The organism is Synechococcus sp. CCAP 1479/9, from assembly GCF_019038535.1.
GTDB lineage: Bacteria > Cyanobacteriota > Cyanobacteriia > PCC-6307 > Cyanobiaceae > Cyanobium.
Genome location: NZ_JAFKRK010000016.1, coordinates 501,687 through 527,331 on the forward strand (window position 1 = coordinate 501,687; position 25,645 = coordinate 527,331).

Consider the following 25,645-nt stretch of genomic DNA (forward strand, 5'->3'; position numbering starts at 1 on the left):
CTGGGCCGGCCGCTGCCGGGGCCGGGTGCGTGCCGTTTCAGGATGCCCCCAGTGGCCACATCGCCTTGACCCACCCCTGGACCCCGATCCCCGGAGGCGTCACGGCCCCGGAGGGCTTCCTGGCCGCCGCCGTCACCGCCGGCCTCAAGGCCTCCGGCCGGCCGGATCTCTCCCTGCTGCTGGCGCCGGTGGGGGCCGTCTGCGCCGGCACCTTCACCACCTCGCTGGTGCGGGCCGCCTGCATCGACCTCTGCGCCGAGCGTCTGGCGGCCTCCGACGGCCATGCCCGGGCGGTGCTCACCAACTCCGGCCAGGCCAACGCCTGCACCGGTGAGCGCGGCCTGGCCGACAGCCTGCGGGCCACCGCCGAGCTGGCCGGGCGGCTGGGCCTGGCGCCCGAAGAGGTGCTGATCTGCTCCACCGGCGTGATCGGCGTGCCGATCCCGATGGAGGTGCTCGTGGCGGGCCTCGATCCCCTGGTGGCCGCCCTCGGCCCCACGGGCGGCGGTGCGGCGGCCGAGGCGATCCTCACCACGGATCTTGTGGCCAAGGAGATCGCCCTGGAGGCCCAGCTCGGCGGCCGCCGGGTGCGGATCGGCGGCATGGCCAAGGGCTCGGGGATGATCCACCCGGACATGGCCACGATGCTGGGCTATCTGACGTGCGATGCCGGCGTGCCGGCCGATGTGTGGCAGGCGATGGTGCGGCGGGCGGTGGATCGCTCCTTCAACGCGATCACGGTGGACGGCGACACCAGCACCAACGACACGTACCTGGCCTTTGCCGCCGGTGAGCCCCTGGGCCCGGAGCACTTCGAGGCACTGGAGGCCGGCCTGACGGCGGTGTCGCAGCACCTGGCCCGGGCGATCGCCCGCGACGGCGAGGGCGCCACCTGCCTGATCGAGGTGCGGGTGGAGGGCGCCACCGACGAGGCCGGCGCCCGGGCCATCGCCCGCACCGTGGCGGGCTCTTCGCTGGTGAAGTGCGCCGTCCACGGCCGCGACCCCAACTGGGGCCGGATCGTGGCCGCCGCCGGCCGGGCCGGGGTGGCCTTCGACCCGCAGGCCGTGGCCCTGTGGCTGGGGGAGCACCAGCTGATGGCGGCGGGCCAGCCCCTGGCCTTCGACCGCCCCGCCGCCTCCGCCTACCTCAAGGCCCGGGCCGCGGGCGCCTATCTGGCCGACGACACGGTGGCGATCCGGCTGCGGGTGGGGCAGGGGCCCGGCTGCGGATTGGCCTGGGGCTGCGACCTCTCGGATCAGTACGTGCGCATCAACGCCGACTACACCACCTGAGCCGAACGGCCCCACCGCGGCAAGATGGCAGCGCATGCGCTGACGTCGATGGTCACGGCCAGGCCCTCTTCCCCTCCCGGCGGCGCCCCTCCCCGGGGCGCGCCCCCCGCGGGCAAGCAGCGGGCGGCGGGCCGCCCCGCCTGGGACTGGCGGTTGTGGGCGATCGTGGGGCTCTGCTTCGGGGTGGGCTACGCCGCGAGCCTCCGCCTGCTCAGCCTGGCCGGCCCGGAGGAGGGGGGCGCGAGCCAGCGCTTCGATGTCCAGCCCGCCCCAGGCACCACGCTCGATTCCCTGCGCCAGCGCTTCGGCGGCGATTCCCGCGAGATCCGCGGCGATCTGGACCTGCTCGAGCTGGAACAGGAACAGAAGGAGGAGGCGACGGCCATCGAGGAGCGGCGCCGCCAGATGGAGGAGCGGGACGCCCAGGAGCGCCAGCGCCTGCTCGAGGGTGGGGAGACACCCCCGACCGACCAGCCGGCCGCCCCCGGAGCCCCCGAGGCCGAGCTCCCGGCCGCCCCTGCTCTGCCGCCACCACGCACACCGCCGGCCCGCGAGCGGGAGGCGGCCGGCCCGGCGCCGATCGCCCCGCCGCCGGTGAGCGCCCCACCGGCCCCCGGAAGCCAGCCCTGATCTGCCACAGTTCGGTGAACCCTCCGGTCAGGTCATGAGCGCGCCGCAGTCCCTCGCCCAGGCGGCCATGAACCGCCTGGCCGCCCGTCTGGGCAGCGGCCTGGCCGATGCGGCCGCCACCCTGGCGGCCCTCGCCCAGGAGGCCCCCGCCCGGGTGCAGCAGGAACTCACTCTGTTCTGGGAGGAGGTGTCGATGGAAGCGGAACGGATCGAGCACGACCGCGACGCCGGTGTCCCCGCGTCCCGAGGCGGCGCCGCGGAGGATCCCCAGGAGCGCATCGATGCCCTGCGGGCCAAGGTGGCCGAACTCTCCCGGCGCCTCGACCAGATGCCCGCCACCCCCGATGGTCCGCCGCGGTCTCCGGGGCAGGCCTGATGGCGGCCCTCTCCACCCCCGGGATCCTGCTGTCCCGCCTCTGGCGATCGCTGCGCATCTGGCGCCTCGTGCTCCAGCTGCTGGCCGGCCTCTGGTGGGACGCCCGCCCCTGGACCTACCCGGGCGGAAGAACCCCTGAAGCCCAGGCCACCCGCCAGCGCCGCCGGGCCCGCTGGCTCACGGCCCAGTTCCTCGAGCTCGGTTCCGCCTTCATCAAGCTCGGCCAGCTGCTCTCGGCCCGCCCTGACGTGCTGCCCGCCGACGTGGTCGAGGAACTGGCCCATTTGCAGGACCGGGTGCCCGCTTTCCCCTTCCCCGTCGTGGAGTCCCTGCTGGAGCAGGAGCTGGGGGAGCGGCGGGCGGAGATCATCGATCTGGAGATCGTGCCGCTGGGGTCGGCGAGCCTGGCCCAGGTGCACCGGGCCAGCCTGCGCAGCGGCCGCCAAGTGGTGTTCAAGGTGCAGCGGCCGGGGCTGGAGCGCCTGTTCCGCCTCGATCTGGAGGTGCTCCAGCAGGTGGCGGCCGCGGTGCAGCGCCATCCCCGCTGGGGCGCCGGCCGTGACTGGGTGGGCATCGCCAAGGAGTGCCGGCGGGTGCTGCTGCGGGAGCTGGATTTCCGCCTCGAGGCCGAGCACGCCGCCCGGTTCCGCCAGCAGTTCCTCGACGACCCCGGCATCCGCATTCCGGCGGTGATCTGGGAGCTGAGTTCCCGGCGGGTGCTCTGCCTCGATTACGTGCCGGGCATCAAGATCAACGACCGCGAGGCCCTGGTGCGCGCCGGCATCGATCCGGCGGCCGTCGCCGAGAAGGGGGCGGCCAGCTACCTGCAGCAGCTGGTCCGCTTCGGCTTCTTCCACGCCGATCCCCATCCCGGCAACCTCGCGGTCGCCAGCGACGGGGCGCTGATCTACTACGACTTCGGCATGATGGGCCAGATCTCCGAGCGGCTGCGCAGCCGGCTTGGACGGATGGTGCGGGCCGCGGCGGCCCGGGATGCCGCCTCCCTGGTGGACGAGCTGCAGCAGGCCGGGCTGATCGCCGCCGGCATCGACCAGGGTCCCGTGCGGCGGCTGGTGCGGGTGATGCTCACCGAGGCCCTCACGCCACCCTTCAGCGCCAACGTCATCGACAAGCTCTCCGGTGACCTCTACGAACTCGTCTACGGCCAGCCCTTCCGGCTGCCGCCCGAGCTGATCTTCGTGATGCGGGCCCTCTCCACCTTCGAGGGGGTGGGCCGCAGCCTCGATCCGGGCTTTAGCCTCATCGCCATCGCCCGTCCCTACCTGTTGCCCCTCATGACCGCCAGCGGCAACGGCCCCAACGAACTGTTCAGCGAGCTCTCCCGCCAGGCGGCCGAAGTGGGCAGCCGCGCCTTCGGGATCCCGCGGCGCCTGGACGAAAGCCTGGCCCGCATCGAACAGGGGGATCTCCAGGTGCTGATCCGCGCCGGCGAAACCGATCGCCTGCTGCGGCGCCTGGCCCTGGCCCAGCAGAGCGCCGGCCAGTCCGTTCTGATCGGGGCCCTGGCCGTCGCGGCCTCCGTGCTGGCGGTGAGCAGCCGCCCGGTGCTCACCGCCGTGCCGGTGGTGCTGGCCCTGCCCCTCACCTTCGGCTGGCTGAAGATGCAGGCCCGCCTCAAGCGGGATGGCCGCCTGGATCAGCTGCCCGGTGTCTCGGCCCCGGCCCGGCGGGAGTGAGCGGGGCCGGGCGCGGCCTCAGGCCTTGCCCCGGGGTCCCCGGTCTTCCACGCCGGCGTAGACCGCCTGGCTGCCCAGTTCGTCCTCGATGCGCAGCAGCTGGTTGTACTTGGCGACCCGGTCGCTGCGGCTGAGGGAGCCGGTCTTGATCTGGCCGGCCCGGGTGGCCACGGCCAGGTCGGCGATGGTCACATCCTCCGTCTCGCCGCTGCGGTGGCTGATCACGCTGGTGTAGCCGGCCCGGGTGGCCATGTCGATGGCCTGGAGGGTTTCGGTGAGCGAGCCGATCTGGTTCACCTTGATCAGGATCGAGTTGGCGATGCCCTGCTCGATCCCCTGCTGCAGGCGGGTCGTGTTGGTGACGAACAGGTCATCGCCCACCAGCTGGACCGTGCCCCCCAGGCGCTCGGTCAGCAGGCGCCAGCCCTCCCAGTCGTCCTCGGCCAGGCCGTCCTCGATCGAGACGATCGGGAAGCGGCTGGCCAGGGCCGCCAGCTGGTCGACCATCTCGGCGCTGGTGTAGCTGCCGCCGCCGAAGGCGTAACGGCCATCGGCGTAGAACTCGGTGCTGGCGACGTCGAGGGCCAGGGAGATCTGGTCGCCGGGGCGGTAGCCGGCCTTCTCGATGGCCTGCATCAGCAGTTCACCGGCGGCGTCATTGCCGGCCAGGTCGGGGGCGAAACCGCCCTCGTCGCCCACCGCCGTCGACAGGCCCTGGTCCTTGAGCAGCCCCTTGAGGGTGTGGAACACCTCGGCGCCCATGCGCAGGGCTTCGCGGAAGCTGCCGGCCCCGTGGGGCACCAGCATGAACTCCTGGAAGTCCAGGTTGTTGGAGGCGTGGGCGCCGCCGTTGATGACATTCATCAGCGGCACCGGCAGCAGGGTGGCCATCGGGCCGCCCAGGTAGCGGTAGAGGGGCAGGCCCAGGGCCTTGGCGGCGGCGTGGGCCGTGGCCAGGCTCACGGCCAGGATGGCGTTGGCGCCGAGGGCGGATTTGTTGTCGCTGCCGTCCAGTTCGTTCATGGCCTCATCGACGGCGCCCTGGTCGAGGGCGCTCAGGCCGCAGAGGGCCGGGGCGATGCGCTCCTCGATGTTCTCCACCGCCTTGCTGACGCCCTTGCCGAAGTAGGCCTTCTCGCCGTCCCGCAGCTCGTGGGCCTCATGGGCGCCGGTGCTGGCGCCGCTGGGCACGATGGCGCGGCCGCTGGCCCCTCCCTCCAGATACACCTCCGCTTCGACCGTGGGGGTGCCGCGCGAGTCGAGCACTTCGCGGGCAACGATGGAGTCGATGACGAGGTCGAGGGAGTCGTACACAGGCGGTGTGCTGGTGGGCGAATCCTATGGGTCCCCCTCCGCCCTCGCCTGTGTTCCCTGCGCCACCCTGGTCAGAATGGCCCCAGCTGGTGCACCGCCGATGCGACTCCTCCACACCATGCTCCGGGTGGGTGATCTGGAGCGCTCCCTGCGCTTCTACACCGAGGTGCTGGGCATGAAGCTGCTGCGCCGCAAGGACTATCCCGGCGGCGAGTACACCCTGGCCTTCGTCGGCTACGGCGACGAGACGGACACCACCGTGCTGGAGCTCACCCACAACTGGGGCACCAGCGCCTACGAGCTCGGGACCGGTTTCGGCCATCTGGCCATCGGCGTGGATGACATCTACGCCACCTGCGCAGCGATCGCTGCCAAGGGCGGGCGGGTGGTGCGGGAGCCCGGTCCGAAGCAGCACGGCACCACCGTGCTCGCCTTCGTGGAGGATCCGGATGGCTACAAGGTGGAACTGATCCAGACGTCGTCACGGTCCGATGCGCACTGATTCCCGCCTGGGTGACGACCGGGGCGCTGGCGGCGCTGCGGCCAGCCTCACCGGCGATCCCGACCGCTTCAGCGACGCCGCCTGGGATCTGCTGATCGCCTCCCAGGAGCAGGCCCGGCGCTGGCGCCACGGCGCCATGGACGTGGAGCACCTGCTGCTCACCCTGCTGCTGAACCGGCGCTTCGCCACCTGGGTGGACCCCCTGCCCCTCGACGAGGACCGGCTGCTGGACCGGCTCGAAGCCTTCTGCGCCGAGCAGCCGGATGGAGGCGGCGGCACCCTGTACATCGGCGATGCCCTCGAGGACCTGCTGGAGGAGGCCGATCGGCGCCGCGCCGCCTGGGGGTCACGCCTGCTGGATGTGCCCCACCTGCTGCTGGCCCTGCTGGCGGAGCCCCGGATCGGGGCCTCCCTGCTGGCGGAGGAGGGGTTGAGCGAGGACCTGCTGCTGCGCCAGTGGCGACCCCTGCCAGCCGGGTCTGCCGTGCCCTCGGTCGCCCCTGCACCACCGGCGGCCCCGGTCGCGGCCCCGCCGGCCCCCCCTGCCCCGGCCCCGCCGCCGCCGGCCCCCTCGCGGGCGGCCGTGGCCCCCGCTCCCCCGGCCCCCGTGCGGCCCCCGTCGGCGCCGGAGCCCGCCATGACCCTGCAGCGGGAGGGGGAGCCCGAACCCGGCGCCCTCGACCGCTACGGCCGCGACCTCACCGCCGCCGCCAGGGCCGGCGAACTCGATCCGGTGGTGGGGCGCGACACCGAGATCCGCCGGCTGATCCAGGTGCTCTCCCGGCGCAGCAAGAACAACCCGGTGCTGATCGGTGAGCCCGGCGTCGGCAAGACGGCCGTGGCCGAATCCCTGGCCCAGCGAATCGTGGCCGGCGAGGTGCCCGATGCCCTGCGGGGCCTGCGGCTGGTGGCCCTGGATCTGGGGGCCCTGATCGCCGGGGCCAAGTTCCGGGGCCAGTTCGAGGAGCGCCTGCGCAGCGTGCTGGCCGAGGTCCGCGACAACGACGGGGTGCGCGACGACGACGGGGAAGGCGGTCGGGCCGGCGGGGTGGTGCTGTTCATCGACGAACTGCACACCGTCGTGGGCAGCGACCGTTCCGGCGCCGATGCGGCCAGCATCCTCAAGCCGGTGCTGGCCCGCGGTGACCTGCGCTGCATCGGCGCCACCACCCCCGAGGACTACCGGCGCAGCATCGAGAAGGATCCGGCCCTGGAGCGCCGCTTCCAGCAGGTGGTGATCCGTGAACCCGATGGCCCCACCTGCCTCGAGATCCTGCGGGGCCTGAAGGAGCGCTACGAGCTCCACCATGGCGTCACCATCACCGATGGGGCCCTGGTGGCGGCGTCCCGGCTGGCCTCCCGCTACATCAGCGACCGCTGCCTGCCGGATTCGGCCATCGACCTGATCGATGAGGCCGCCGCCAACCTGCGCATGGAGGCCACCTCCAAGCCCCAGGTGGTGGAGGCGGCCGAGGCGGAACTGCGGCGGGTGGAACTGGCGCTGCTGGCCGCCGAGGCGGCGCCCCTGGAGGAGCGCGTGCAGCTGCAGGAGCAGCGGCGCCTCGCCCACGAGCAGCTCGACCGCCTGCAGCGGCGCTGGGCGGGGGAACGGGAGCGCCTGGGGGAGCTGCGCGAGCTGCTGCAGCAGGACGAGGACCTGCGCCATGCCATCGCCGAGGCCGAGCGGGATGGGGACCTGGAGGAGGCGGCCCGGCTCCAGTACGACCAGCTGCACGGGGTGCAGCAGCGCCGGGCGGCCCTGGAGGCGGAACTGCAGAGCGATCCGATGCTGCGGGAGCAGGTGGAGGAGGGGGACATCGCCGACGTCGTGGCCCGCTCGACCGGCATCCCCATCCAGCGGCTGCTGGCCGGTGAACGCCAGAAACTGCTGGAGCTGGAGCAGCGGCTGGGTGAGCGGGTCATCGGTCAGCCCGAGGCGGTGGCGGCGGTGGCGGCCTCGATCCGCCGCTCCCGCGCCGGCATGCAGGCCCCCACCCGGCCGGTGGGGTCGTTCCTGTTCCTGGGGCCCACGGGGGTCGGCAAGACGGAACTGGCCAAGGCCCTGGCGGCGGCCCTCTTCGATGAGGAGGAGGCCCTGGTGCGGCTCGACATGAGCGAATTCATGGAGCGCAACGCCGTCGCCCGCCTGGTGGGGGCCCCCCCCGGCTACGTGGGCTACGAGGAGGGCGGCCAGCTCACCGAGGCCGTGCGCCGCCGTCCCTATGCGGTGTTGCTGCTCGATGAGGTGGAGAAGGCCCACCCCGATGTCTTCAACCTGCTGCTGCAGGTGCTCGACGACGGCCGCCTCACCGATTCCCAGGGCCGCACGGTCGACTTCCGCCACACCGTGGTGATCATGACCAGCAACCTGGCCAGCCGCGCCATCCTCGAGCGGGCCCGCTCCACCCCCTCCCAGGGCGAGGCCGGGGATCCCCGCCCCGATGACGGGGAGCAGGCCCGGGACCGGAACCTCGACCTGGCGGTGGAGGAGGCCCTCTCACGCCAGTTCCGGCCGGAGTTCCTCAACCGCATCGACGAGGTGATCCGTTTCCGTCCCCTGGCCCGGGCCGATCTCGAGCGGATCGTGCGGCTGCAGCTGGCGGAGCTGGCCCTGCTGCTGCGGGAGCAGCATCTGGAGCTGGAGGTCGACGAGGCCGTCGTGGTGGCCCTGGCCGCCCAGGGCTACGAGCCGGAGTACGGGGCCCGCCCCCTGCGCCGGGTGCTGCGGCGTCGCATCGAGAACCCCCTGGCCACCGAACTGCTCGAGGATCACTTCACGGCGGCCAGGGGGGTGCGGCTGGAGCTCGCCGGCCCCGGGGAGGCGGGCTTCCGCTTCCTCCCGCTGGGGGACGCTGGGGAAGGACGTCCGGTAGGGTGATCGTTTGTCGATGTCTGCCGTCACCAGGGCAGCCATCGGAATCCACACCGTGGAACCCATTCCCCCCGTCACCACCACCACGAGCAGTCCCGACGGGCCCCTGGCCCGGGGGAACGGCACGTCCGAACCCGACGACGGTCCGGACGGCTTCCCCTCCGAGGAGAGGGAGCCCACCGGGTTCGTGGCGGTCACCCTCGCCGAGCTGCGCAAGGTCGTCTGGCCGAGCCGTCAGCAGCTGTTCAGCGAGTCGGTGGCGGTGATCCTGATGGTGAGCCTTTCGGCCGCGGCGATCGCCGCGATCGACCGCTTCTATCACTGGGGATCGACCCAGATCTTCCGTTGATGACCCTTCCCCTGTCTGCCGTGCCTGAGATCGAACCCGACGCCCCCGAGGTGCTGGAGCTCCCCGCCGAGGGCATGGACCCCGCTGTGGAGGGCATGGAACCCGCCGCCGACGGCGGAGCCGAAGCGGCCGAAGCCGCCAAGCCCCAGGTGGCCCGCTGGTTCGCCGTCCAGGTGGCCTCCAGCTGCGAGAAGAAGGTCAAGGCCACCCTGGAGCAGCGGGCCGTCACCCTGGGGGTGAGCAACCGGATCCCCGAGATCGAGATCCCCCAGACCCCCGGCGTGAAGCTGAAGAAGGACGGCAGCCGCCAGTCGATCGAGGAGAAGGTGTTCCCCGGCTACGTGCTGGTGCGCATGGTTCTCGATGAGGACACGATGATGGCGGTGCGCAGCACCCCCAACGTCATCAACTTCGTGGGGCAGGAGGAGCGCCGGGCCACCGGCAAGGCCCGCGGCCACATCCGGCCCCGGCCCCTCAGCCGCCAGGAGGTCGACCGCATCTTCAAGCGTGCCGCCGAGAAGAAGCCCGTCCTCAAGGTCGACCTCACCGAAGGCGATCAGATCCTCGTCACGGCCGGTCCGTTCAAGGACTTCCAGGGCGAGGTGATCGAAGTCTCCGGCGAACGCAGCAAGCTGAAGGCCCTCCTGTCGATCTTCGGCAGGGAGACCCCGGTGGAGCTTGAGTTCTCCCAGATCAGCAAACAGAGCTGATCGAGCGGCGGCCGCCTCCCTGCGGAGGGCGGCCCCGGGTGGCCCCCTCGAGGGCCGCCATCCCGCCGGGCCGGCCAACGCCCCGGCGATCCGCAAGCCTCCCGCGAGGGAGTTCCGTCCCTCACTCCCGCAAGGGAGTTTCGTCCCGCACTCCCGCAAGGGAGTTTCGTCCCCCAGCCCAGCCGATGGCCAAGAAAGTCGTAGCTGTGATCAAGCTGGCCCTCCAGGCCGGCAAAGCGAACCCCGCACCACCGGTGGGCCCAGCCCTCGGTCAGCACGGGGTCAATATCATGGCGTTCTGCAAGGAGTACAACGCCCGCACCCAGGAGAAGGCCGGGTACGTGATCCCGGTGGAGATCTCGGTCTTTGAAGACCGCAGCTTCACCTTCATCACCAAGACCCCGCCCGCCTCGGTGCTGATCTCCAAGGCGGCCGGCATCGACAAGGGTGCCGCCACGTCCGCCAAGGGAGCGGTGGGTGCCATCAGCCGCGCCCAGCTCGAGGAGATCGCCAAGACCAAGCTGCCCGACCTCAACTGCGCCAGCGTTGAGTCGGCCATGCGCATCATCGAAGGCACCGCCCGCAACATGGGCGTCGCCGTCAAGGACTGACCGCCACCGGTCGTCGTTCCATCCCGTCCACCTCTCTGGGGGAGACCGATCACGGTCGTCCGCACCCCTTACCGCCATGACAAAAGTCTCCAAACGCTTCACCGCCCTCGCCGCCAAGGTCGAGGACCGTTCCTACGAACCGCTCGAGGCCCTCGAGCTGGTCAAGGACACCGCCACCGCCAAGTTCGACGAAACGATCGAGGCCCACGTGCGCCTGGGCATCGACCCCAAGTACACCGACCAGCAGCTGCGCACCACCGTGGCCCTGCCCCACGGCACCGGCCAGACCATCCGCATCGCCGTGATCGCCCGGGGTGAGAAGGTGGCCGAGGCCAAGGCCGCCGGTGCCGACCTGGCCGGTGACGATGAGCTGGTCGACCAGATCGCCGGTGGCGCGATCGACTTTGACCTGCTGATCGCCACCCCCGACATGATGCCGAAGGTGGCCAAACTCGGCCGGGTGCTCGGTCCCCGCGGCCTGATGCCGAATCCCAAGGCCGGCACCGTCACCACCGATCTGGGCGGCGCCATCAGCGAGTTCAAGGCCGGCAAGCTGGAGTTCCGGGCCGATCGGGCCGGCATCGTCCACGTGCGTTTCGGCAAGGCCAGCTTCCCCACCGCCAAGCTGCTGGAGAACCTCAAGGCCCTGCAGGAAACCATCGACCGCAACAAGCCCAGCGGTGCCAAGGGCCGCTACTGGCGCAGCCTCTACGTCGCCTCCACCATGGGCCCCTCGGTGCAGGTCGACTTCTCCGCTCTCCAGGACATCAAGCAGGAGAGCTGAGCGCCCGCCGTGCCTGCCTCGTCATGGGTGCGGATCGGCGGCTGGGTGGCGGTGCCGCTCACGCTGCTGGCTCTGGGGTGGGGCCTGCTTTCCAGGTCCCCGTCCTCCTCCATGGCGTCGCCGGCACAAGCCCCCCGCCGCGACGCTCCGGTCACCTTCGTCGGCGATTCGCTCACGGCCCAGGGCGACTGGCAGGCGGCCTTCCCCGATCGCGTGGTGTTCAACCAGGGCATCAGCGGCGACACCAGCTTCCAGCTGATGGCCCGCCTGCCGCAGATCCGCCGGACTGACGCCGGTACCTACCTGGTGATGGTGGGCATCAACGACATCGTCTGGGGCTACGACCCCGGCCGGATCGCCGGCCGCATCCAGTGGCTGCGGACCGGCCTCCAGATCGGCACGGGGGCCCGGGTGATCATCCAGTCCACGATTCCCTGCGCCAGCTTCCGCTGCGGTGCCGACGGGGTCCGCCGGGTGGCCGAGCTCAATGCCCTTCTCGCCAGCCAGACGCCTCCCCGGGACTTCGTCGATCTGACCCCGGTGATGGCGGACGGCGATGGACTCAGGCGTGCCTACACGGTGGATGGCGTGCATCTCAACGCCGCCGGTTATGCCCGCTGGGTGGCGCGGCTGCGGGAGCTGGACCTGCCGTGATGTAGGTTCAAGAGCTGGATTCGTCCAGAAGGGCACGCGCCCCACCCAAGACAGCAGGTCGTCAGAGTCACCGATTCCGGTCGGTCGTTCACTGTCGTAAGTCCTGCCGAGGTTCACGCGATTGGTTTTTGCCTGTGCTGGGGTCTCCAAGGGAGTCCTTCAGATCGGAGCGGAGCGATGAGCGGCCTCGAAGCCTCCCGCAAGGGATGGCTGTCCGGACCGCGTTCCCTGCTTGTTCCCCCGATCCGATCCACCTCCTATGGGCCGCACGCTGGAGAACAAGCAACAGATCGTCGAAGAGCTCAAGGGGCTCCTCGGTGAAGCCGAAATGGCGCTGGTCCTTGATTACAAGGGCCTGACCATCAAGGAGATGACTGATCTGCGGACCCGTCTGCAGGCCAGCAGCGGTGTGTGCAAGGTGACCAAAAACACCTTGATGCGCCGTGCCATCGATGGTGACAGCGCCTGGTCGGATCTCGATTCCCTGCTCACCGGTACCAACGCCTTCGTCCTGGTCAAGGGCGATGTCGGCGGTGCGGTGAAGGCCCTGCAGTCCTTCCAGAAGGACAGCAAGAAGTCGGAAGTGAAGGGAGGCCTTTTCGAAGGCAAGCTCCTTTCCCCAGACGACATCAAGGCCATCGGGGATCTGCCCTCCAAGGAGGTGCTCATGGCCCAGATCGCCGGTGCGATCAATGGCCTGGCCACCAAGCTGGCTGTGGGCATCAACGAGGTTCCGTCCGGTCTCGCCAGGGCGCTCAAGCAGCACGCCGAATCCGGCGAAGGTTGAGTTCGCAGCCGCGAACCCCTGGGCTCCACCGATCCTCCCGTTCTGTTGCTGATTCCCCCCCATGTCCGCTACAACCGACCAGATTCTCGAACAACTGAAAACCCTCTCCCTGCTTGAGGCTTCCGAGCTCGTCAAGCAGATCGAAGAGGCCTTCGGCGTGTCCGCCGCCGCTTCCGCCGGCGTCGTCATGGCCGCCGCCGCCCCCGGCGCTGCCGCTGAGGCGGTTGAGGAGCAGACCGAATTCGACGTCATCCTCGATGGCTTCGATCCGGCCGCCAAGATCAAGGTGCTCAAGGCCGTCCGCGAGGCCACCGGCCTCGGTCTGGGCGAAGCCAAGGCCCTGGTCGAAGCTGCTCCCAAGGCCGTCAAGGAAGGCATCTCCAAGGGCGATGCCGAAGCTCTCAAGAAGAGCATCGAAGAAGTGGGTGGCAAGGTCTCCATCAAGTGACCCGCCGTTGCCGGGCCTGCGGGCCCGGCAACCCTGCTTCGTTTCCAGCCGGCCCTTCGGGGCCGGCTTTTTCATGGTCTTGTTCCGTGGCCGGCACCGTGCGTGGTTCGCGCCGTGGCGGAAAGGACCCGTCCATCAGGGCCTATCCATAAAAAAGAGCCCCGCCGAAGGCAGGGCTCTGGAGATGGAACGATTCCGGGAGTCTGTCCTCGTTTCGACCCTGGAAGAGCGTCCTTCACTCCTCACGAGATCAGATTAAGCGGGTGGAATGGGAGGTGGCGGCTGGGAGGTCCGGAGATTCAACTGGCCACAGCCCGGAGCTGGTCAGGGGCTCAGAGCCCTTCGCCGCCGCTGCTGTTGCCGCCGCTGTAGGGGATCACCTGGAGGGCGACGGCCCGGCCGGAGTCGCCCAGCGCCATGGTGGTGTCCTCAACCTGGCCTGCGGCCGGATCGGTGGCGGACAGGGCTGGGGGTTGGGCCCGGCCGGGGCCGAGGGGCCGGCGCCAGGTGGGGGCGCCGCCGGCGTTGGCGATCAGCTGATCCAGAGGGGTGGGGCTGGCGAAGTAGAGGTGGCTCAGGGCCCGTTCCCCGTAGGTGCGCCGCTTCAGATCCCAGCCCTGCTCGAGCCTGAGGGCCACGAAGCCGTCGCGATCCCGCAGGGGGATGTCGGCCCTGCCCACCACGAGGATGGCCGAGGTGCCCGGGGAGATGGCCTGGAGTTCCAGGCGGGATCCCACCTGCTGCACCCGCAGCCGGTAGGTGGTGCCCATGTCCTGCTCGGCGACCCGCAGGGAATAGCCGTTGCTGTCCAGGTAGCGGTTGCAGATGCCGGTGTAGTCGAACCGGTTCAGGGTGGGATCCACCAGGCCGTCCGGGCGGGCCTGCCAGCAGGCGGGCTGGGGGGTCAGCTGCTCTAGGACCAGCAGGGTCCAGTCGTTGTCGCCCACCGGGCGGGCCAGCACCGCGAAGCGTTCGGCGTCGACATCGGCGCTCTGGAAGAGGCCGGCGGCCATGGCCAGCCGGGGCTGAAGGATCGGCAGCCCGGCTCCCGCCAGGGCCAGGCCCGCCAGGGCCAGGTAGGTTCGCTGCATGGGAACACCTCCAGGACCCGGGCGTTCTCCGGGAGAGAGGGTCCCATTCAAGCGATCCTGTCAAGACGTCTCCATGGGTGATCGACCGGTGCGGGTAGTGGCTGCCGCCTGTGACGGGGCCTGCAGCGGCAACCCCGGCCCCGGGGGCTGGGGCGCCCTGCTGCGCTTCGAAGACGGCTCCCGTCGGGAGCTGGGGGGGGCGGACGCAGCCACCACCAACAACCGGATGGAGCTCACCGCCGCCCTGGCGGTGCTGGAGGCCCTGCGGGAGCTGCCGCGCCATCCCGATCTGGTGCTGCGCACCGACAGCCGTTATCTGATCGACGGCTTCGAGAAGTGGATGACCGGCTGGAAGCGCAAGGGATGGCGCACCGCCTCCGGCGGGGCCGTGCTCAACCGTGATCTCTGGGAGCAGCTGGATGCCGCCAGGCTGCCGGGGCTGGCCCTGCGCCACGTGCGCGGCCACAGCGGGGACCCGGACAACGACCGCTGCGATGCGATCGCGGTGGCCTTCTCCCGCGGCCAGTCTCCGGCCCTGGCGATCGAAACCCAGCCCGGCCGATCCCGGGCGCCGGGAGCCCCTGTCACCGCAGCCCCTGCCACAGAAGCCCCTGCCGCCGTAGCCCCCGCGGTGGCCGACCCCCTCGATCCGGCCCCGCCGTCGCTCCAGCAGCTGCTCTCCCGCCTGGAGCTGGCCGACCGGCTGGCGGCTGGCGGCTACAGCCTCAGGGCCGTGGAGCTCGCCAGGCTGCTCGAGGTGCCCACGGCCCGGCTTGAGGGGAAAGTGGAGCCCTGGCTCTGGCGCGACTGGCTCGTCCGCCCCCTGGGCAACGGATGCTGGCGTCTGGAGCGCGGCGCGGGAGGATTGGACACGCCGGAGTGAGAGGAGACAGGCATGCCGCAGGAGCCATCGACCAGCGGCGGCCAGGTGGGAACCGGCGCCCTCTATGCCCGGTTCGTCGAGCCCCTGCTGCGTCGTGATGACGGTGCCGATGCCGAGCAGCTGAGCCGCCTGACCCTCCTGGCCCTGGGCCAGGCGGCCCTGCGCCGCCGCTGGCCCCTGGTGAGCGGCAGCCTGGAGGGCCTCGGGGCGGAGCTGCAGCGGCGGGACCCCCGGCTGGAGCAGACCCTGTTCGGTTGTCGCTTCACCAATCCGGTGGGGCTGGCGGCTGGTTTCGACAAGAACGGGGTGGCGGCCGCCATCTGGCACCGGTTCGGCTTCGGTTTCGCCGAACTGGGCACCATCACCTGGCAGCCCCAGCAGGGCAATCCCCGGCCGCGGCTGTTCCGGCTGGCCGAGGAACGGGCGGCGCTCAACCGCATGGGCTTCAACAACGACGGGGCCAGGGGCGTGCGCCGGACCCTGGAGCGCCAGCTCCTGCCACCCCCCGGTCAACGGCCTGCGGTGCTCGGCATCAACCTCGGCAAATCGAAGGCGGTGTCGCTGGAGATGGCCCCGGACGATTACGCCGCCTCCCTGGAGCTCCTGGCCCCCCTGGCGGACTATGCCGTCGTCAACGTCAGCTCGCCCAACACCCCGGGGCTGCGGGACCTGCAGGAGGAGGCCCAGCTCCGGCGGCTGGTGGAGCGGCTGCGGCGCCTGCCGGCCTGTCCGCCCCTGCTGGTCAAGATCGCCCCCGACCTGGAGGACGACGCCATCGACACCATCGCCCGGCTGGCCTACGAGGAGGGGCTCGCCGGTGTGATCGCCGTGAACACCTCGGTGCACCGCCTCGGACTGGACGGACGCCGGCTGGTGGCCACGGGCCGCACCCTGGCGGAGGAAACCGGAGGGCTGAGCGGCCGGCCCCTGCGGCGGCGGGCGGTCGAGGTGCTGCGGCGGCTGCGGGCGACCGCCGGCCCCGCCCTGCCGCTGATCGGTGTGGGGGGCATCGATTCGGCGGAGGCCGCCTGGGAGCGGATCAGCGCCGGAGCGTCCCTGATCCAGATCTATACGGGTTGGATCTACGAAGGTCCCGCACTTGTGCCCTCGATTCTGGAGGGATTGTCCCGCCAGCTCGACGGCCATGGATGCCGGACGCTTTCGGAAGTTGTAGGTTCGGGGATGCCTTGGCGCCCATGATTCGGTAACTTTCGCAGGCATCGGATCGGAGCCTTGGTTTTTTCTGGCCTGATCGGCTTGAAGGATGATCTGGAAGATCGTCTGAGACCCGTCCGCGCTCAGCTCTTCCCACGCCAGCTGCTGCTGGAGCTGCAGGACGATTCCCTGAAGGGCCAGGTGCTCAGGGGATCGGGTCCGGAGGCCGTGAGCATCGATCTGCCCCTGCCGCCCCTCACCTGCCTGGATGGCCAGCCCCTGGAGAAGGAGCCCCTGGGTGACCTGATCGGCGATCTGCTGGTGCGGGACGGCCTGCTCGATGCCGTCGTCCTGGCGTCCCTTCCCGAGGGGGCGGCGCAATGGCGGGTCATCGACTGGCCCTTCGAAGCCATCCCCGACGACCCCATTCAGGCCCTGCGGACCATCGACCCGCCCCTGAATCTCGCGGTTCCCCTGTCGGAGGCCACCATCGATCTGCGGCCCCTGGCCGGATCCACCCCCCGGCTGCTGATGGCGGTGGCTCCCCGAAAGCTGGTGGACGACTGGATCGATGTCTTCAACCTGGCGGGTGTGCAGCTCGAGCGGCTGGCCCCGGCCCAGTCGTGCCGTCTGGCGGCGGTCAGCTCCCTGCTGGAGGCGGCGCCGCCGGATGAACTGACCGTCCTGATCCACCCGCTGCCGGCCGGCGCCCATCTGTTGCTGCTCCATCGGACCGAGCCGGTCTTCGACTGGCCGCTCCCCCAGGACGACGAGGCCCTGGTCAGGGAGGTGAACCGCTGCGTGACCTTCTACCGTCGGCGGGATCCCTCCATCCGTCGGCTCCGGCTGTTGCTCAGCGCGCCCCTCCCCAGCCAGGACAGCCTGCAGGACGCCCTGGGCGTGCGGGCCGAGATCCTGACCCCTGAGCCCTTCGGGTCCCTGGTGCTCCAGGGGCTGGCGATGGCGGAGTCGGTCCGATGAGCCCACCGATCCTCGATCTGCTTCGGGAGAGGCGCAAGGAGCTTGGCCAGGAGAGCATGGTCTCGGCCCTGCAGGATCGACGCCCCCTGCTGCTGCGCGGTGCCCTGATCGGGGCGATCGTCCTGGGCGGGTCCGTCCTGGCCAGTGCCCTGGTGTTTCTCCGCTTCCAGTACGTCCGGATGCAGACCGCCCAGCTCACCCGGTTCGAAGCTGAGTCCACCCAGATGCAGGCGGAGATGGCGGCCAGCCGGGCCAAGCTCGAGCAGCTCGCGGCCACCAACCGCAACCTGACCGAGGGCCTCACCACCCTGCGCACCTCTTCGGCCCTCCTGGCCGACCTGCAGCTGCGCACCCCCGAGGGCATCCAGATCCAGAGCGCCGAAGCCGAAGGCACCAATCTGGTGCTCAAGGGACAGGCCCTCGATCCCCTCGCCTTCGCCCGCATCAATGCCCTGCAGCTGGAACTGTCCCGTTCCCCGCTGCTGAACCCCAAGGGTGTCGCCCTCGTCAAGCTGGAGCGGGTTCCGCCCAGTGAGGCGCCGACCGGCCAGGCCGGGACCGCGGCCCCCCCTCCCACCCCCGCGACGGTCCGCTTCGAACTGTCGGGGCCGTTCGCGACCCTGCCCCCCGCCCGCCAGCTGGGCGTCATGCGCCAGCTGGGTTCGGAGGGCATGGTGCGCCGGCTGCAACTTCTCCAGGCGGAGGGCCTCATCCCATGACCAACCTTCAGCAGGGCTCCAAGCGCCTCCCGGTCGCCAGCCTGCGCCTGATCTGGCTGCTGCTGCCTGCGGGCGTGTTGGGCGGTCTCGGGCTGCTGGTGATCCTGGCGGGCCTGGTGCCCCTCTGGGCCGGCCTGCAGCGCGACAGCCAGCGGCTCCAGGAGCTCGAGCAGCTGCGGGATCAGGTGACGCTGATGCGGGGCCAGCTGGTGGCCACCCAGGAGAGCACCGAGGCCGCCATGGCCAGCAAGGCCAAGATCGAGCGGCTGATCACGGGCAACGGCGACCTGTCCACCTTCCTGGCCATGCTCGACCGCGAGGCCGCCGCCTCGGGCGTGGAGCTGACCCTGTTCGAACCCACCCAGGCCGCCCCCGCCGCCGGCACCCCGCCCGGAGCCGCCCCTGCGGCCCCCGCCGCTCCACCCGCCGGGGCGGCTCCGCCCGCTGGGGGTGCTGCACCGGCTCCGGGTGCCGCCCCAGCTGACCCCCTGGCTCTTCAGGGTCTGACCCTGCGCACCCTGCTGGTGTCGGCCAAGGGGACTTTCCCAGCCCAGCTGTCCTTCCTGCGGCGGCTGGAGGCCCTCAATGTGCTGGTGGTCCAGAGCGACCTCAGCCTCACGCTCCCCGAAACGGAGCCCTCCGAGCGAAATCAGCCCAGGGTCATCGCCAACCCTCCGGTGCTGATGAAGCTCACCCTGGGTCTGTACAGCCGCACCCCGGCCCCTGTCGCCGCCCCTGCCGCAGCGGCCCCCGCGGCGGCAGCCCCGGCCCCCGCGGCGGCACCCACGCCAGCGCCGGCGCCAGCCCCGGCGCCCGCAGCCGCTCCGGCACCCGCACCGCCGGCAGCATCGACCCCAGCTCCCCCTGCCCCTTCCAACTGACCATGCCGATGCAATGGGATCCGGCAACTGGCCGTTTCGTCCGATCGCCGATACCATTCGTCGGATTCGGAGATCAGTGGAACGTGGCAAAACGTCAGTGGCGGCACGTTCTTTCTGCGTCTCTCGGCCTGGTGGCCCTCCAGGGATCGGGGCTGTCAGCCGCGGTCGCCGCCGTCGCCCCAACCCCTGCAGGTGGTGCCTCCGGCACCCGGTCTTTGGAGATCGCCCAGGCCAGCGGCGCCCTCGACATCAAGCTGCGGCGTCTGCCCGATTCCGTTGAAGTGGTGATCGAGGGCACCGGCCCCTCCCCCATGCTTCAGCAGACCACCCAGGGGGCCGTCTGGCTGGGCCGGCTGCAGACCGCCCAGCCGATGACCCTGCGTCGCGGGCCGGTGCAGCTCTCCTTGCCCGAGGCGGGGCTGCAGAGCATCAGCATCGAGGGTTCGGGCAACGTCTTCGAACTCAAGGTCTCCCCCACCCCCGGATTCCCGGTGGGCCGGCCCGTGGTGAGCGGCGACGGCCGCAGCCTGATCCTCACCTTCAACGCTCCGGCGCAGACCACCCTCCAGACCCTCACCCCCAACGTCACCACCCCGGGACGGGTGCCCCAACCCGGCTTCGTCCCGCCCCTGCAGCCGCGCGCGGTGGCCCCGCCGCTGGGGGACATGGCCGTGGGGACCATGACCATCAGCAATCCCAGCTACGTCAGCGTCAGTGGCCCGCCGGTCACCATGACCCTCCGCAACGCCCCGGCGAAGGATGTGCTGATGGCCCTCAGTCAGCTGGGCGGCTATGGGTTCGTCTATGTCGCGGACCCCGCCGCTGCAGCCACCGGCGGAACGGCCGCAGCAGCGGCGGCTTCTCCTGACCAGCGACCCATCTCGATCTCCTTCCGCCGTGAGAATTACGGCCGGGCGATCAACTCGGCGCTCCTGGCGGCGGGCCTGCAGGGCAAGCGCGACGGCAACACGATCTTCGCCGGCCCCAACGTGCTGGCCAAGAGCTTCGGTGCCCAGCTCTCCAAGGTGTATCGGCTGAACCAGGTGCCCGCCAACTCGGCCGCCGACTACCTGGCCAACCTGGGCGCGCAGGTCACCAAGACCAACACGATCACCACGGCGGTGTCCGAGGGTGTCGCCGCCACGGCTGCTCCCACCGGCAGCCCCACGGCTGCCACCACCACATCCAGCACCACCACCACGGTGGAATCCTTCGGGGCCACCAATGGCCCCCTGATCGGCCTGCGGGCCACCACCGACACGCGCCTCGGCACCATCACTCTGGTGGGGGCCCCGCGGCTGGTGGCCATCGCCGAGCAGTACCTCAAGCAGCTCGATCTGCGCCAGCGCCAGGTGGCCCTGTCGGTGAAGATCCTGGATGTGAACCTCCAGAACGACAGCGAGCTCTACAACAGCTTCGCCTTCCGCTGGGGCAACAATTTCATCGTCAACGACAACGGCACCCTGGCGGCCAATTTCGGCGGCGTTCTGGGTGCATCCTCCGCTCAGAGGGGCCTGGGTGAACCCCTGCTTCCGGGGCGACCGCTTTCTGGCTTTGTGGGGCAGACCAACCCAGGTGCCGCCGTCGGAGCGACAGGTCAGCCGCTGTACCCCAACAACAACTTCTTCGATTTCTTCCAGGCCCGCATCCTCTCCGATAACTCCAAGGTGCTGGCCAGCCCCACCCTCATTCTCCAGGAAGATCCTTCCATCCTGCGAGAAGACTCCTCCGGTGGCGGAGGTGGAGCAGCTGGCGGAGGCGAAGGTTCCAGCATTTTCTCCTCGGCCTTCGATGACATCGATGCGCCCATCGGTCGCCGGAGGGGTAACGAAGGCGTGGTCCGGGTCGGAGTCAACGTCCCAACGGAAGTTTCCACCACCATCACGGGAACGGCCGGAGCCGTCACCTGTTCCATCGATCAGCTTTCCACCGCAGGTCTTGTGCTGGGGGCACGGGTTCAGAAGATCGATGACAACGGCTTCGTCACCTTCTCGCTCTCCCCAAGCATTTCTGCGGTGGAGAGAGAAATCGAGGCCGGTGGCTGCCCTCCGATCAGCATCCTCCGGGTGCGTCGCCTGGATACGGGTGTGGTTCGCGTCCGCGATGGCCAGACCCTGATCCTCACTGGCGTGATCTCCGATTTCGATCGGGCCCTGGTGTCGAAATGGCCCATCCTGGGAGACATTCCCATCATCGGCCAGTTTTTCCGCGCCTCATCCAACCAGCGTGAGAAGCGGGAGCTGGTGATCATGGTGACGCCGAGGATCATCAATGACACCGAGGGCGGCACCTACGGCTACGGCTATCAGCCCTCCACCCCGGCCTCCCGCGCTTTCCTGGGAGGAGAGCCCCAGCCGGGCATGACCCCCTGATCGGGGCCACGCCCTGATTCAGAAGGCCAGCGGCAGCAGGAACTTCATCGCCAGCGGGGCCACGGCCGAGGCGAAGGAGGCGGCTCCGGAGAGCATCTGGCCGCCCATGCCGCTGCCCTGGTTGGCTTTCTTGCCGGGTTTCAGCAGGGCGGTGGCGACTTCGGTGAGCTGTTTCGCCTGGGCCTCCTCGCCGGCCTGGCCGTAGAGGACGGCGGCGTAGTTCAGGTCGGCGGCGGCCAGTTCGGTCTTGCCCTGTTCGGTGCGGCTGAGGCCCCGGGCCACCCAGCTGATCGCCGCGTCCGGCTGCAGCCGGATCGCCTCTGAGAACAGCTGCTCCGCCTGGGGATGGCGGCCCTCCAGGGCGGCGCTGACCCCGGCGTTGTGCAGCTCGGGGTAGCTCAGCACCGTGGGGGCCACGCCCCGGGCGTCCTGCCAGTGGCTGCGGGCCAGTCCGCCGGGATCGATCTGGGCGCCGCTGAGGTCGCTCTGGCGCAGGTCGGTGCCCTCCAGATTCGCCCCGCGCAGATCGGCACCCCGCAGGGACGCCCCCTGCAGGCTGGTGAAGCGCAGATCGGCGCCTTTGAGGTTGGCCCCATCCAGCCGGGCCTGGCCCAGGTTGGCGCGCTGCAGCTTGGCGCCCCGCAGGTCGGCGTCGCGCAGGTCGGCGTGCACCAGGTCGGCGTCCTGCAGCTTGCAGCGGGGGCAGTCGCGCTGATTCAGCAGACGCATCAGATCGCCGTCGCTTCCCGCCCGCGCAGGAGAGGCCAGCAGCAGGGCCAGCAGGGCCGGGCCGGTGAACAGCAGCCCCGTCAAGGCGTGGCGGGCGAACCCTTGGGGCCGTGTCATGGTCGCCTGTTCAGGGGTAGTCCCGTTGTACCGCCTCCGCCGGCCGGTTGCTGGTCCGCAGGGAACGGCGCAGCACCCGTCCCAGCCGTTGGGCCGTTCGTCGTCCCGCCCGGCTGGGGGCGGCGGCGAAGCGCTGCTGCTGGTAGTTGGCCACAAAGGCCTCCAGGGGATCGGCCAGGGACGGCCAGCGCTGGCTCAGCCGCCGGGCGAAACCGCCCAGGGTTTCCCCCGCAGTCGGTGCCATCCCCTGCCGGGCGAAGGCCCGCAGGGTGCGCTCCAGCTCCAGGCGCAGGGGATCGCCGCGGTGGCGCCGGCCCAGCCAGCCCAGGCCCCCCAGGCCGGCGGCCAGGCTGACGGCCACCGCCAGCAGCACCACCACCCCCAGCAGGTGCCGCTGCTCGCCCAGCAGCCGGGCCACCAGGGCCTGCTGCTGCTCGCCGTCGTACCCGAGCCACCAGCGGGCCCAGGCGATGTCGAGGCCCCACCACTGCTGCTGGATCCAGTCCAGCGGGCTGCCGCCGGCCCGGATCCCGGCGCCCGCCGCCCCAGAGCGCGCCAGGGGGTCCCCCGCCGCCCAGGCGGTGGGATCGACGCGCCTCCAGCCCTCCCCGGCCAGCCAAACCTCGCTCCAGGCGTGGGCGTCGGCCTGGCGCAGGTCCACGTAGCCGGTGCCGCCCACCGGTTGGACCCACTGGCCGCCGCGGTAGCCGCTCACCACCCGCGCCGGCACCCCCGCCGCCCGCATCAGGGTGGTGAAGGCGCTGGCGTAATGGCCGCAGAAGCCCAGACGGCTCTCGAACAGGAAGTGGTCGAGGGGGGCCTGGCGGGGCAGGGCCCCGGGTTCGAGGGTGTAGCGGAAGGGCTGGCTGCGGAACCAGCCTCTGGCGGCATCCAGCCGCTCCCGGTCGCTGCCGAGGCGCCGCCAGCCGGCGGCCAGGGCCTCCAGCCGCGGGTTCTCGCCCAGCGGCAGCAGCAGGTCGACGGGGCCGGGGGGGGTGGTGCGCCAGCCGGGCTGATCCGCCGTCCGGGTCAGGGCGTAGACGCGTCGCTGGCTGCCCGGGGCCCGGTTCAGCAGTTCGCCGCTGCGCTGCAGGCTCAGGTCGGCGGACAGGGGCCGGCCGGAGCCGCTCCAGGGCACCGCCGCCAGGCCACTGGGTTCGATCAGCCAGAGCTGGATCCCCTCCTCCGGGGTGGCGGGGGGCGGCGGCGGGGGGGTGGCCTGGCCGACCGCCGGTCGGGGGAGGCTGGGCGCGGCGCTGCGCCAGCTGCGGCCATCGAAGCGTTCATGCACCAGCACCCGCCAGTAGCGCTGCTCCAGGGGTGGGGGCTCGCCGCCGAGGGGGAAGGCGACGCGGGCGGCGGCCTGGCGGCTGACGGCCAGCCGGGCGATGGAGCCCGGCTCCATGCTGTCGCTCAGGCCGGTCATCGCCCCCATGCCCTGACCCGCACCGAAGTTGGTGAAGGGCATCAGGCGGGGCAGCAGCAGGAACAGCACCAGGGCGATGGGCAGGGCCGCCAGCAGCACCTGCAGACTGCGGCGCAGCAGCGCCTTCCAGTCGGGACCGGCCCCCAGTTCCAGGGCCAGCAGCCCGGCCAGGGCCATCAGGATGGCCAGGCCCTGCAGCAGGCTCGGGGCCAGTTCGGGGCGCAGGGCCGCCAGCAGGCCGGCGCAGACCAGCTGCAGCAGGGCCACCACCCGCCGTTCCTCGAGGCTGCGGGCCTCGCGCAGCTTCAGGGCCGTCAGCACCGCCAGGCCGAAGGCCAGCAGGCTCAGGGACAGGGCGGGCGACAGGCCCAGCAGACCCAGGGCCAGCAACCCCATGGTGAGCCACTGCAGCGGGGCGGCGGCGCGGCTCATCGGCAGCAGGCCAGGGCCGTCAGGCACTGGTCCCGGTGGAGCACCCCCCGGCCGGGCGCCACGCTCCGGCCGTTCAGCTCCAGCCCGTAGCTGAGGCCCCGGCCGTGCCAGCTCCAGATGCGCTCACTCAGGTGTTCGAGGGCCGTCTCCAGGGGCACCCCGGGTTCGGGGGCCAGCAGGGGGGCCGCTTCGGGGCGGTCCAGGAAGCGCTTGGCGTACTCGCCCCGCCCCTGGGCCAGCAGCTTCCAGGCCAGCCGGCTGGGGCTGTCCTGGGGGCGATGGGGGGCCAGGTCGCGCCAGTCGTCGCTGCCGTCCTGGCGGCTGGCCAGGGCCGGCTCGCCGTCCACCGGTGCCGAGCCGGCGGCCAGCAGCCGCACCGGTCCGGCCCGACGGGCCGGGTAGATCAGCTGGGCCGTCTCCGGATGCCAGCGCGACCAGCAGCAGAACAGCCCCAGGGGCGCCGTCGTCTGGATCCGCAGCAGTCCGGGCCGTTGCCAGCCCCGGGACGGCGGGGTCCAGGCCACGGCCAGCTCATGCTCCCCCGCCGCCAGCGACAGGGCCGGGCCCGGGGCCTCCCGCCCCAGCCGCAGGCGCACCCCTTCGCTGCGGCCCGGGCAGCGCAGCCGGACCGGATAGGGGACCGGCTCGCCGGCGAAGCCCGGCGCCGGTGCGCCGCAGGCCAGCTCCACGCCCTGCAGGTTGAAGTGGGTGAGGTGCAGGGTGAGCAGGAACAGGCTCAGCATCAGGAAGCTCAGCAGCAGGGTGCCGTTGCTCTGCATCTGGACCCCCACCACCTGCAGCAGCACCGTCCCCGCCAGCCAGAGCCAGCCGAACCGCGTCGGCAGGATGTAGAGGTTGCGCATCCGCAGGCGCACCCGTTCGCCCTGCTGGGGCCTACCGAAGTCCATCGACGCCTTCCTGCAGCCGCTGACTCAGCTCCCCCTCGCCGCCGCTGCGCTGGCCGCCGTCCATGCGGTGCTCGCAGACGGCCGCCAGCACCGCCTGGACGTCGTCCGGAATCACATGGTCGCGGCCCTCCAGCAGCGACCAGGCCCGGGCGGCGGCCAGCAGGGCCAGGCCGGCCCGGGGCGAGAGGGGATGGGCCTGGGACGGCTGGCGGCGGCTGCGCTCCAGCAGGTCGAGCACGTAGTCGAGCAGGGCGGTGCTGCAGTGCTGCCGTTCGCAGCGGTCCTGCAGGGCCAGCAGGTCCTCCGGGCCGAAGGCGCCACTGAGGCCGTCGGGCCGCAGGCCCTCACCCAGCAGCAGGGCCCGCTCCGCCTGGCGGGGGGGGTAGCCGAGGCTGAGGCGCATCAGGAACCGGTCGAGCTGGGATTCCGGCAGGGCCGAGGTGCCCCCCTGATCCAGGCCGTTCTGGGTGGCGATCACCAGAAAGGGCCGGGGCAGGGGATGGCTGGTGCCGTCCACGCTCACCCGACCGGCGGCCATCGCCTCCAGCAGGGCGCTCTGGGTGCGGGGGCTGGCCCGGTTGATCTCGTCGGCGAGCAGCACCTGGCTGAACAGGGGACCGGGCTGGAAGCGGAAGCTGGCGGCGGCGGGGTCGAACACGTTCAGGCCCGTGAGATCCGCCGGCAGCAGGTCACTGGTGAAGCTCACCCGCTTGAAGCCGAGCCCGAAGCTGCGGGCCAGGGCCTCCGCCAGGGTGGTCTTGCCCATGCCGGGCAGGTCCTCGATCAGCAGGTGGCCGCGGGCCAGCAGGCAGGCCAGGGCCAGCCGCACCTGATGCTCCTTGCCCAGCAGCACCTCGCCGATCGCGCTGATGACCGGCTGGAGGGGGGAAGAGGGCACGGGGGAGTGCGGCGCACCGATGGC

At 71.3% G+C, this 25,645-nt stretch carries 25 protein-coding genes; 19 read left to right on the plus strand and 6 right to left on the minus strand.

What is annotated here, in order from left to right; translation table 11 throughout:
- The first annotated feature begins 29 nt into the window (after window positions 1-29).
- From argJ to KUG38_RS06720, 4 genes are read left to right on the plus strand one after another with little or no spacing between them, the layout of a single operon-like run.
- The gene (gene argJ, locus KUG38_RS06705; RefSeq protein WP_502988683.1) at window positions 30-1,295 is read left to right on the plus strand and encodes a bifunctional glutamate N-acetyltransferase/amino-acid acetyltransferase ArgJ; all 1,266 of its coding nucleotides are present in this window, start codon (window positions 30-32) and stop codon (window positions 1,293-1,295) included.
- 48 nt (window positions 1,296-1,343) lie between these two features.
- The gene (locus tag KUG38_RS06710; protein WP_216920052.1) at window positions 1,344-1,925 is read left to right on the plus strand and encodes a hypothetical protein; all 582 of its coding nucleotides are present in this window, start codon (window positions 1,344-1,346) and stop codon (window positions 1,923-1,925) included.
- Between the two features lie 34 nt (window positions 1,926-1,959).
- The gene (locus KUG38_RS06715; protein WP_216920054.1) at window positions 1,960-2,301 is read left to right on the plus strand and encodes a hypothetical protein; all 342 of its coding nucleotides are present in this window, start codon (window positions 1,960-1,962) and stop codon (window positions 2,299-2,301) included.
- The gene (locus KUG38_RS06720) at window positions 2,301-3,998 is read left to right on the plus strand and encodes an ABC1 kinase family protein (protein ID WP_216920056.1); all 1,698 of its coding nucleotides are present in this window, start codon (window positions 2,301-2,303) and stop codon (window positions 3,996-3,998) included. Before KUG38_RS06715 ends, KUG38_RS06720 begins: the two co-directional genes overlap by 1 nt.
- 18 nt (window positions 3,999-4,016) lie before the next feature.
- On the opposite strand, the gene eno is transcribed toward KUG38_RS06720, so the two are convergent.
- Complete coding sequence (gene eno, locus KUG38_RS06725; RefSeq protein ID WP_216912354.1) at window positions 4,017-5,312, minus strand: phosphopyruvate hydratase; 1,296 nt, start codon at window positions 5,310-5,312, stop codon at window positions 4,017-4,019.
- A 100-nt stretch (window positions 5,313-5,412) separates the two neighbouring features.
- On the opposite strand from eno, the gene gloA reads away from it, so the two are divergent.
- From gloA to rplL, 9 genes are all read left to right on the plus strand, one after another.
- A complete protein-coding gene (gene gloA / locus KUG38_RS06730; RefSeq protein WP_216920058.1) occupies window positions 5,413-5,814 on the plus strand; it encodes a lactoylglutathione lyase in 402 nt (133 codons plus the stop codon).
- Window positions 5,804-8,692, plus strand: coding sequence for an ATP-dependent Clp protease ATP-binding subunit (locus tag KUG38_RS06735; RefSeq protein WP_216920060.1), 2,889 nt, complete (start codon window positions 5,804-5,806; stop codon window positions 8,690-8,692). The genes gloA and KUG38_RS06735 overlap by 11 nt, the downstream gene beginning before the upstream one ends.
- Before the next feature lie 10 nt (window positions 8,693-8,702).
- A complete protein-coding gene (gene secE / locus KUG38_RS06740) occupies window positions 8,703-9,035 on the plus strand; it encodes a preprotein translocase subunit SecE (RefSeq protein WP_216920062.1) in 333 nt (110 codons plus the stop codon).
- A gap of 95 nt (window positions 9,036-9,130) precedes the next feature.
- Entirely contained in the window at window positions 9,131-9,745 is a 615-nt protein-coding gene (gene nusG, locus KUG38_RS06745; RefSeq protein WP_286195747.1) for a transcription termination/antitermination protein NusG, read from the plus strand.
- Window positions 9,746-9,930: 185 nt separating this feature from the next.
- Window positions 9,931-10,356, plus strand: a complete 426-nt coding sequence (rplK, locus tag KUG38_RS06750; RefSeq protein WP_216920066.1) for a 50S ribosomal protein L11 — start codon at window positions 9,931-9,933, stop codon at window positions 10,354-10,356.
- Between the two features lie 76 nt (window positions 10,357-10,432).
- Window positions 10,433-11,140: a 50S ribosomal protein L1 gene (rplA, locus tag KUG38_RS06755; protein ID WP_216920068.1), complete on the plus strand. Its 708-nt coding sequence runs from the start codon at window positions 10,433-10,435 to the stop codon at window positions 11,138-11,140.
- Between the two features lie 9 nt (window positions 11,141-11,149).
- Entirely contained in the window at window positions 11,150-11,794 is a 645-nt protein-coding gene (locus tag KUG38_RS06760) for a GDSL-type esterase/lipase family protein (RefSeq protein ID WP_216920070.1), read from the plus strand.
- Window positions 11,795-12,053: 259 nt separating this feature from the next.
- Window positions 12,054-12,581: a 50S ribosomal protein L10 gene (gene rplJ, locus KUG38_RS06765; RefSeq protein WP_094587443.1), complete on the plus strand. Its 528-nt coding sequence runs from the start codon at window positions 12,054-12,056 to the stop codon at window positions 12,579-12,581.
- A 61-nt stretch (window positions 12,582-12,642) separates the two neighbouring features.
- Window positions 12,643-13,029 carry a 50S ribosomal protein L7/L12 gene (gene rplL / locus KUG38_RS06770; protein WP_094587442.1) on the plus strand — a complete coding sequence of 129 codons (387 nt, stop codon included), beginning with the start codon at window positions 12,643-12,645 and terminating at the stop codon, window positions 13,027-13,029.
- A gap of 332 nt (window positions 13,030-13,361) precedes the next feature.
- On the opposite strand, the gene KUG38_RS06775 is transcribed toward rplL, so the two are convergent.
- A complete protein-coding gene (locus KUG38_RS06775) occupies window positions 13,362-14,120 on the minus strand; it encodes a DUF3747 domain-containing protein (protein ID WP_216920072.1) in 759 nt (252 codons plus the stop codon).
- Between the two features lie 73 nt (window positions 14,121-14,193).
- On the opposite strand from KUG38_RS06775, the gene KUG38_RS06780 reads away from it, so the two are divergent.
- The 6 genes from KUG38_RS06780 (at window position 14,194) to KUG38_RS06805 (ending at window position 21,111) form a co-directional block, all read left to right on the plus strand.
- Window positions 14,194-15,003 (plus strand): ribonuclease H family protein, encoded by an 810-nt coding sequence (locus KUG38_RS06780; RefSeq protein WP_216920074.1) that lies wholly within the window; start codon window positions 14,194-14,196, stop codon window positions 15,001-15,003.
- A 12-nt stretch (window positions 15,004-15,015) separates the two neighbouring features.
- On the plus strand, window positions 15,016-16,203 hold the full coding sequence (locus KUG38_RS06785) for a quinone-dependent dihydroorotate dehydrogenase (RefSeq protein ID WP_216920075.1): 1,188 nt from the start codon (window positions 15,016-15,018) through the stop codon (window positions 16,201-16,203).
- A 57-nt stretch (window positions 16,204-16,260) separates the two neighbouring features.
- The gene (locus tag KUG38_RS06790) at window positions 16,261-17,139 is read left to right on the plus strand and encodes a type IV pilus biogenesis protein PilM (protein ID WP_216920077.1); all 879 of its coding nucleotides are present in this window, start codon (window positions 16,261-16,263) and stop codon (window positions 17,137-17,139) included.
- Window positions 17,136-17,858 (plus strand): PilN domain-containing protein, encoded by a 723-nt coding sequence (locus KUG38_RS06795; protein ID WP_216920079.1) that lies wholly within the window; start codon window positions 17,136-17,138, stop codon window positions 17,856-17,858. The genes KUG38_RS06790 and KUG38_RS06795 overlap by 4 nt, the downstream gene beginning before the upstream one ends.
- Entirely contained in the window at window positions 17,855-18,739 is an 885-nt protein-coding gene (locus KUG38_RS06800) for a hypothetical protein (RefSeq protein WP_216920081.1), read from the plus strand. Before KUG38_RS06795 ends, KUG38_RS06800 begins: the two co-directional genes overlap by 4 nt.
- A gap of 83 nt (window positions 18,740-18,822) precedes the next feature.
- A complete protein-coding gene (locus KUG38_RS06805) occupies window positions 18,823-21,111 on the plus strand; it encodes a type II secretion system protein GspD (protein ID WP_353617738.1) in 2,289 nt (762 codons plus the stop codon).
- A gap of 18 nt (window positions 21,112-21,129) precedes the next feature.
- Here KUG38_RS06805 and KUG38_RS06810 read toward each other — a convergent pair whose 3' ends face one another.
- The 4 genes from KUG38_RS06810 to KUG38_RS06825 are packed head-to-tail and all read right to left on the minus strand — an operon-like array spanning window position 21,130 to window position 25,621.
- On the minus strand, window positions 21,130-21,957 hold the full coding sequence (locus KUG38_RS06810) for a pentapeptide repeat-containing protein (protein WP_216920083.1): 828 nt from the start codon (window positions 21,955-21,957) through the stop codon (window positions 21,130-21,132).
- A 10-nt stretch (window positions 21,958-21,967) separates the two neighbouring features.
- Window positions 21,968-23,842: a transglutaminase TgpA family protein gene (locus KUG38_RS06815; RefSeq protein WP_216920085.1), complete on the minus strand. Its 1,875-nt coding sequence runs from the start codon at window positions 23,840-23,842 to the stop codon at window positions 21,968-21,970.
- Window positions 23,812-24,723 (minus strand): DUF58 domain-containing protein, encoded by a 912-nt coding sequence (locus KUG38_RS06820; RefSeq protein WP_216920087.1) that lies wholly within the window; start codon window positions 24,721-24,723, stop codon window positions 23,812-23,814. Before KUG38_RS06820 ends, KUG38_RS06815 begins: the two co-directional genes overlap by 31 nt.
- Entirely contained in the window at window positions 24,710-25,621 is a 912-nt protein-coding gene (locus tag KUG38_RS06825) for an AAA family ATPase (protein ID WP_216920089.1), read from the minus strand. Before KUG38_RS06825 ends, KUG38_RS06820 begins: the two co-directional genes overlap by 14 nt.
- Window positions 25,622-25,645 lie beyond the last annotated feature (24 nt).

Coding starts and splice junctions, on each gene's coding strand:
- KUG38_RS06775 (WP_216920072.1), bottom strand. CDS start 14,120: ATGCAGCGAACCTACCTGGCCCTGGCGGGCCTGGCCCTGGCGGGAGCC.
- KUG38_RS06785 (WP_216920075.1), top strand. CDS start 15,016: ATGCCGCAGGAGCCATCGACCAGCGGCGGCCAGGTGGGAACCGGCGCC.
- KUG38_RS06810 (WP_216920083.1), bottom strand. CDS start 21,957: ATGACACGGCCCCAAGGGTTCGCCCGCCACGCCTTGACGGGGCTGCTG.
- KUG38_RS06735 (WP_216920060.1), top strand. CDS start 5,804: ATGCGCACTGATTCCCGCCTGGGTGACGACCGGGGCGCTGGCGGCGCT.
- KUG38_RS06710 (WP_216920052.1), top strand. CDS start 1,344: ATGGTCACGGCCAGGCCCTCTTCCCCTCCCGGCGGCGCCCCTCCCCGG.
- rplJ (WP_094587443.1), top strand. CDS start 12,054: ATGGGCCGCACGCTGGAGAACAAGCAACAGATCGTCGAAGAGCTCAAG.
- KUG38_RS06715 (WP_216920054.1), top strand. CDS start 1,960: ATGAGCGCGCCGCAGTCCCTCGCCCAGGCGGCCATGAACCGCCTGGCC.
- KUG38_RS06780 (WP_216920074.1), top strand. CDS start 14,194: ATGGGTGATCGACCGGTGCGGGTAGTGGCTGCCGCCTGTGACGGGGCC.
- gloA (WP_216920058.1), top strand. CDS start 5,413: ATGCGACTCCTCCACACCATGCTCCGGGTGGGTGATCTGGAGCGCTCC.
- KUG38_RS06795 (WP_216920079.1), top strand. CDS start 17,136: ATGAGCCCACCGATCCTCGATCTGCTTCGGGAGAGGCGCAAGGAGCTT.
- nusG (WP_286195747.1), top strand. CDS start 9,131: ATGGAACCCGCCGCCGACGGCGGAGCCGAAGCGGCCGAAGCCGCCAAG.
- secE (WP_216920062.1), top strand. CDS start 8,703: ATGTCTGCCGTCACCAGGGCAGCCATCGGAATCCACACCGTGGAACCC.
- KUG38_RS06800 (WP_216920081.1), top strand. CDS start 17,855: ATGACCAACCTTCAGCAGGGCTCCAAGCGCCTCCCGGTCGCCAGCCTG.
- KUG38_RS06720 (WP_216920056.1), top strand. CDS start 2,301: ATGGCGGCCCTCTCCACCCCCGGGATCCTGCTGTCCCGCCTCTGGCGA.
- rplK (WP_216920066.1), top strand. CDS start 9,931: ATGGCCAAGAAAGTCGTAGCTGTGATCAAGCTGGCCCTCCAGGCCGGC.
- KUG38_RS06820 (WP_216920087.1), bottom strand. CDS start 24,723: ATGGACTTCGGTAGGCCCCAGCAGGGCGAACGGGTGCGCCTGCGGATG.
- rplA (WP_216920068.1), top strand. CDS start 10,433: ATGACAAAAGTCTCCAAACGCTTCACCGCCCTCGCCGCCAAGGTCGAG.
- rplL (WP_094587442.1), top strand. CDS start 12,643: ATGTCCGCTACAACCGACCAGATTCTCGAACAACTGAAAACCCTCTCC.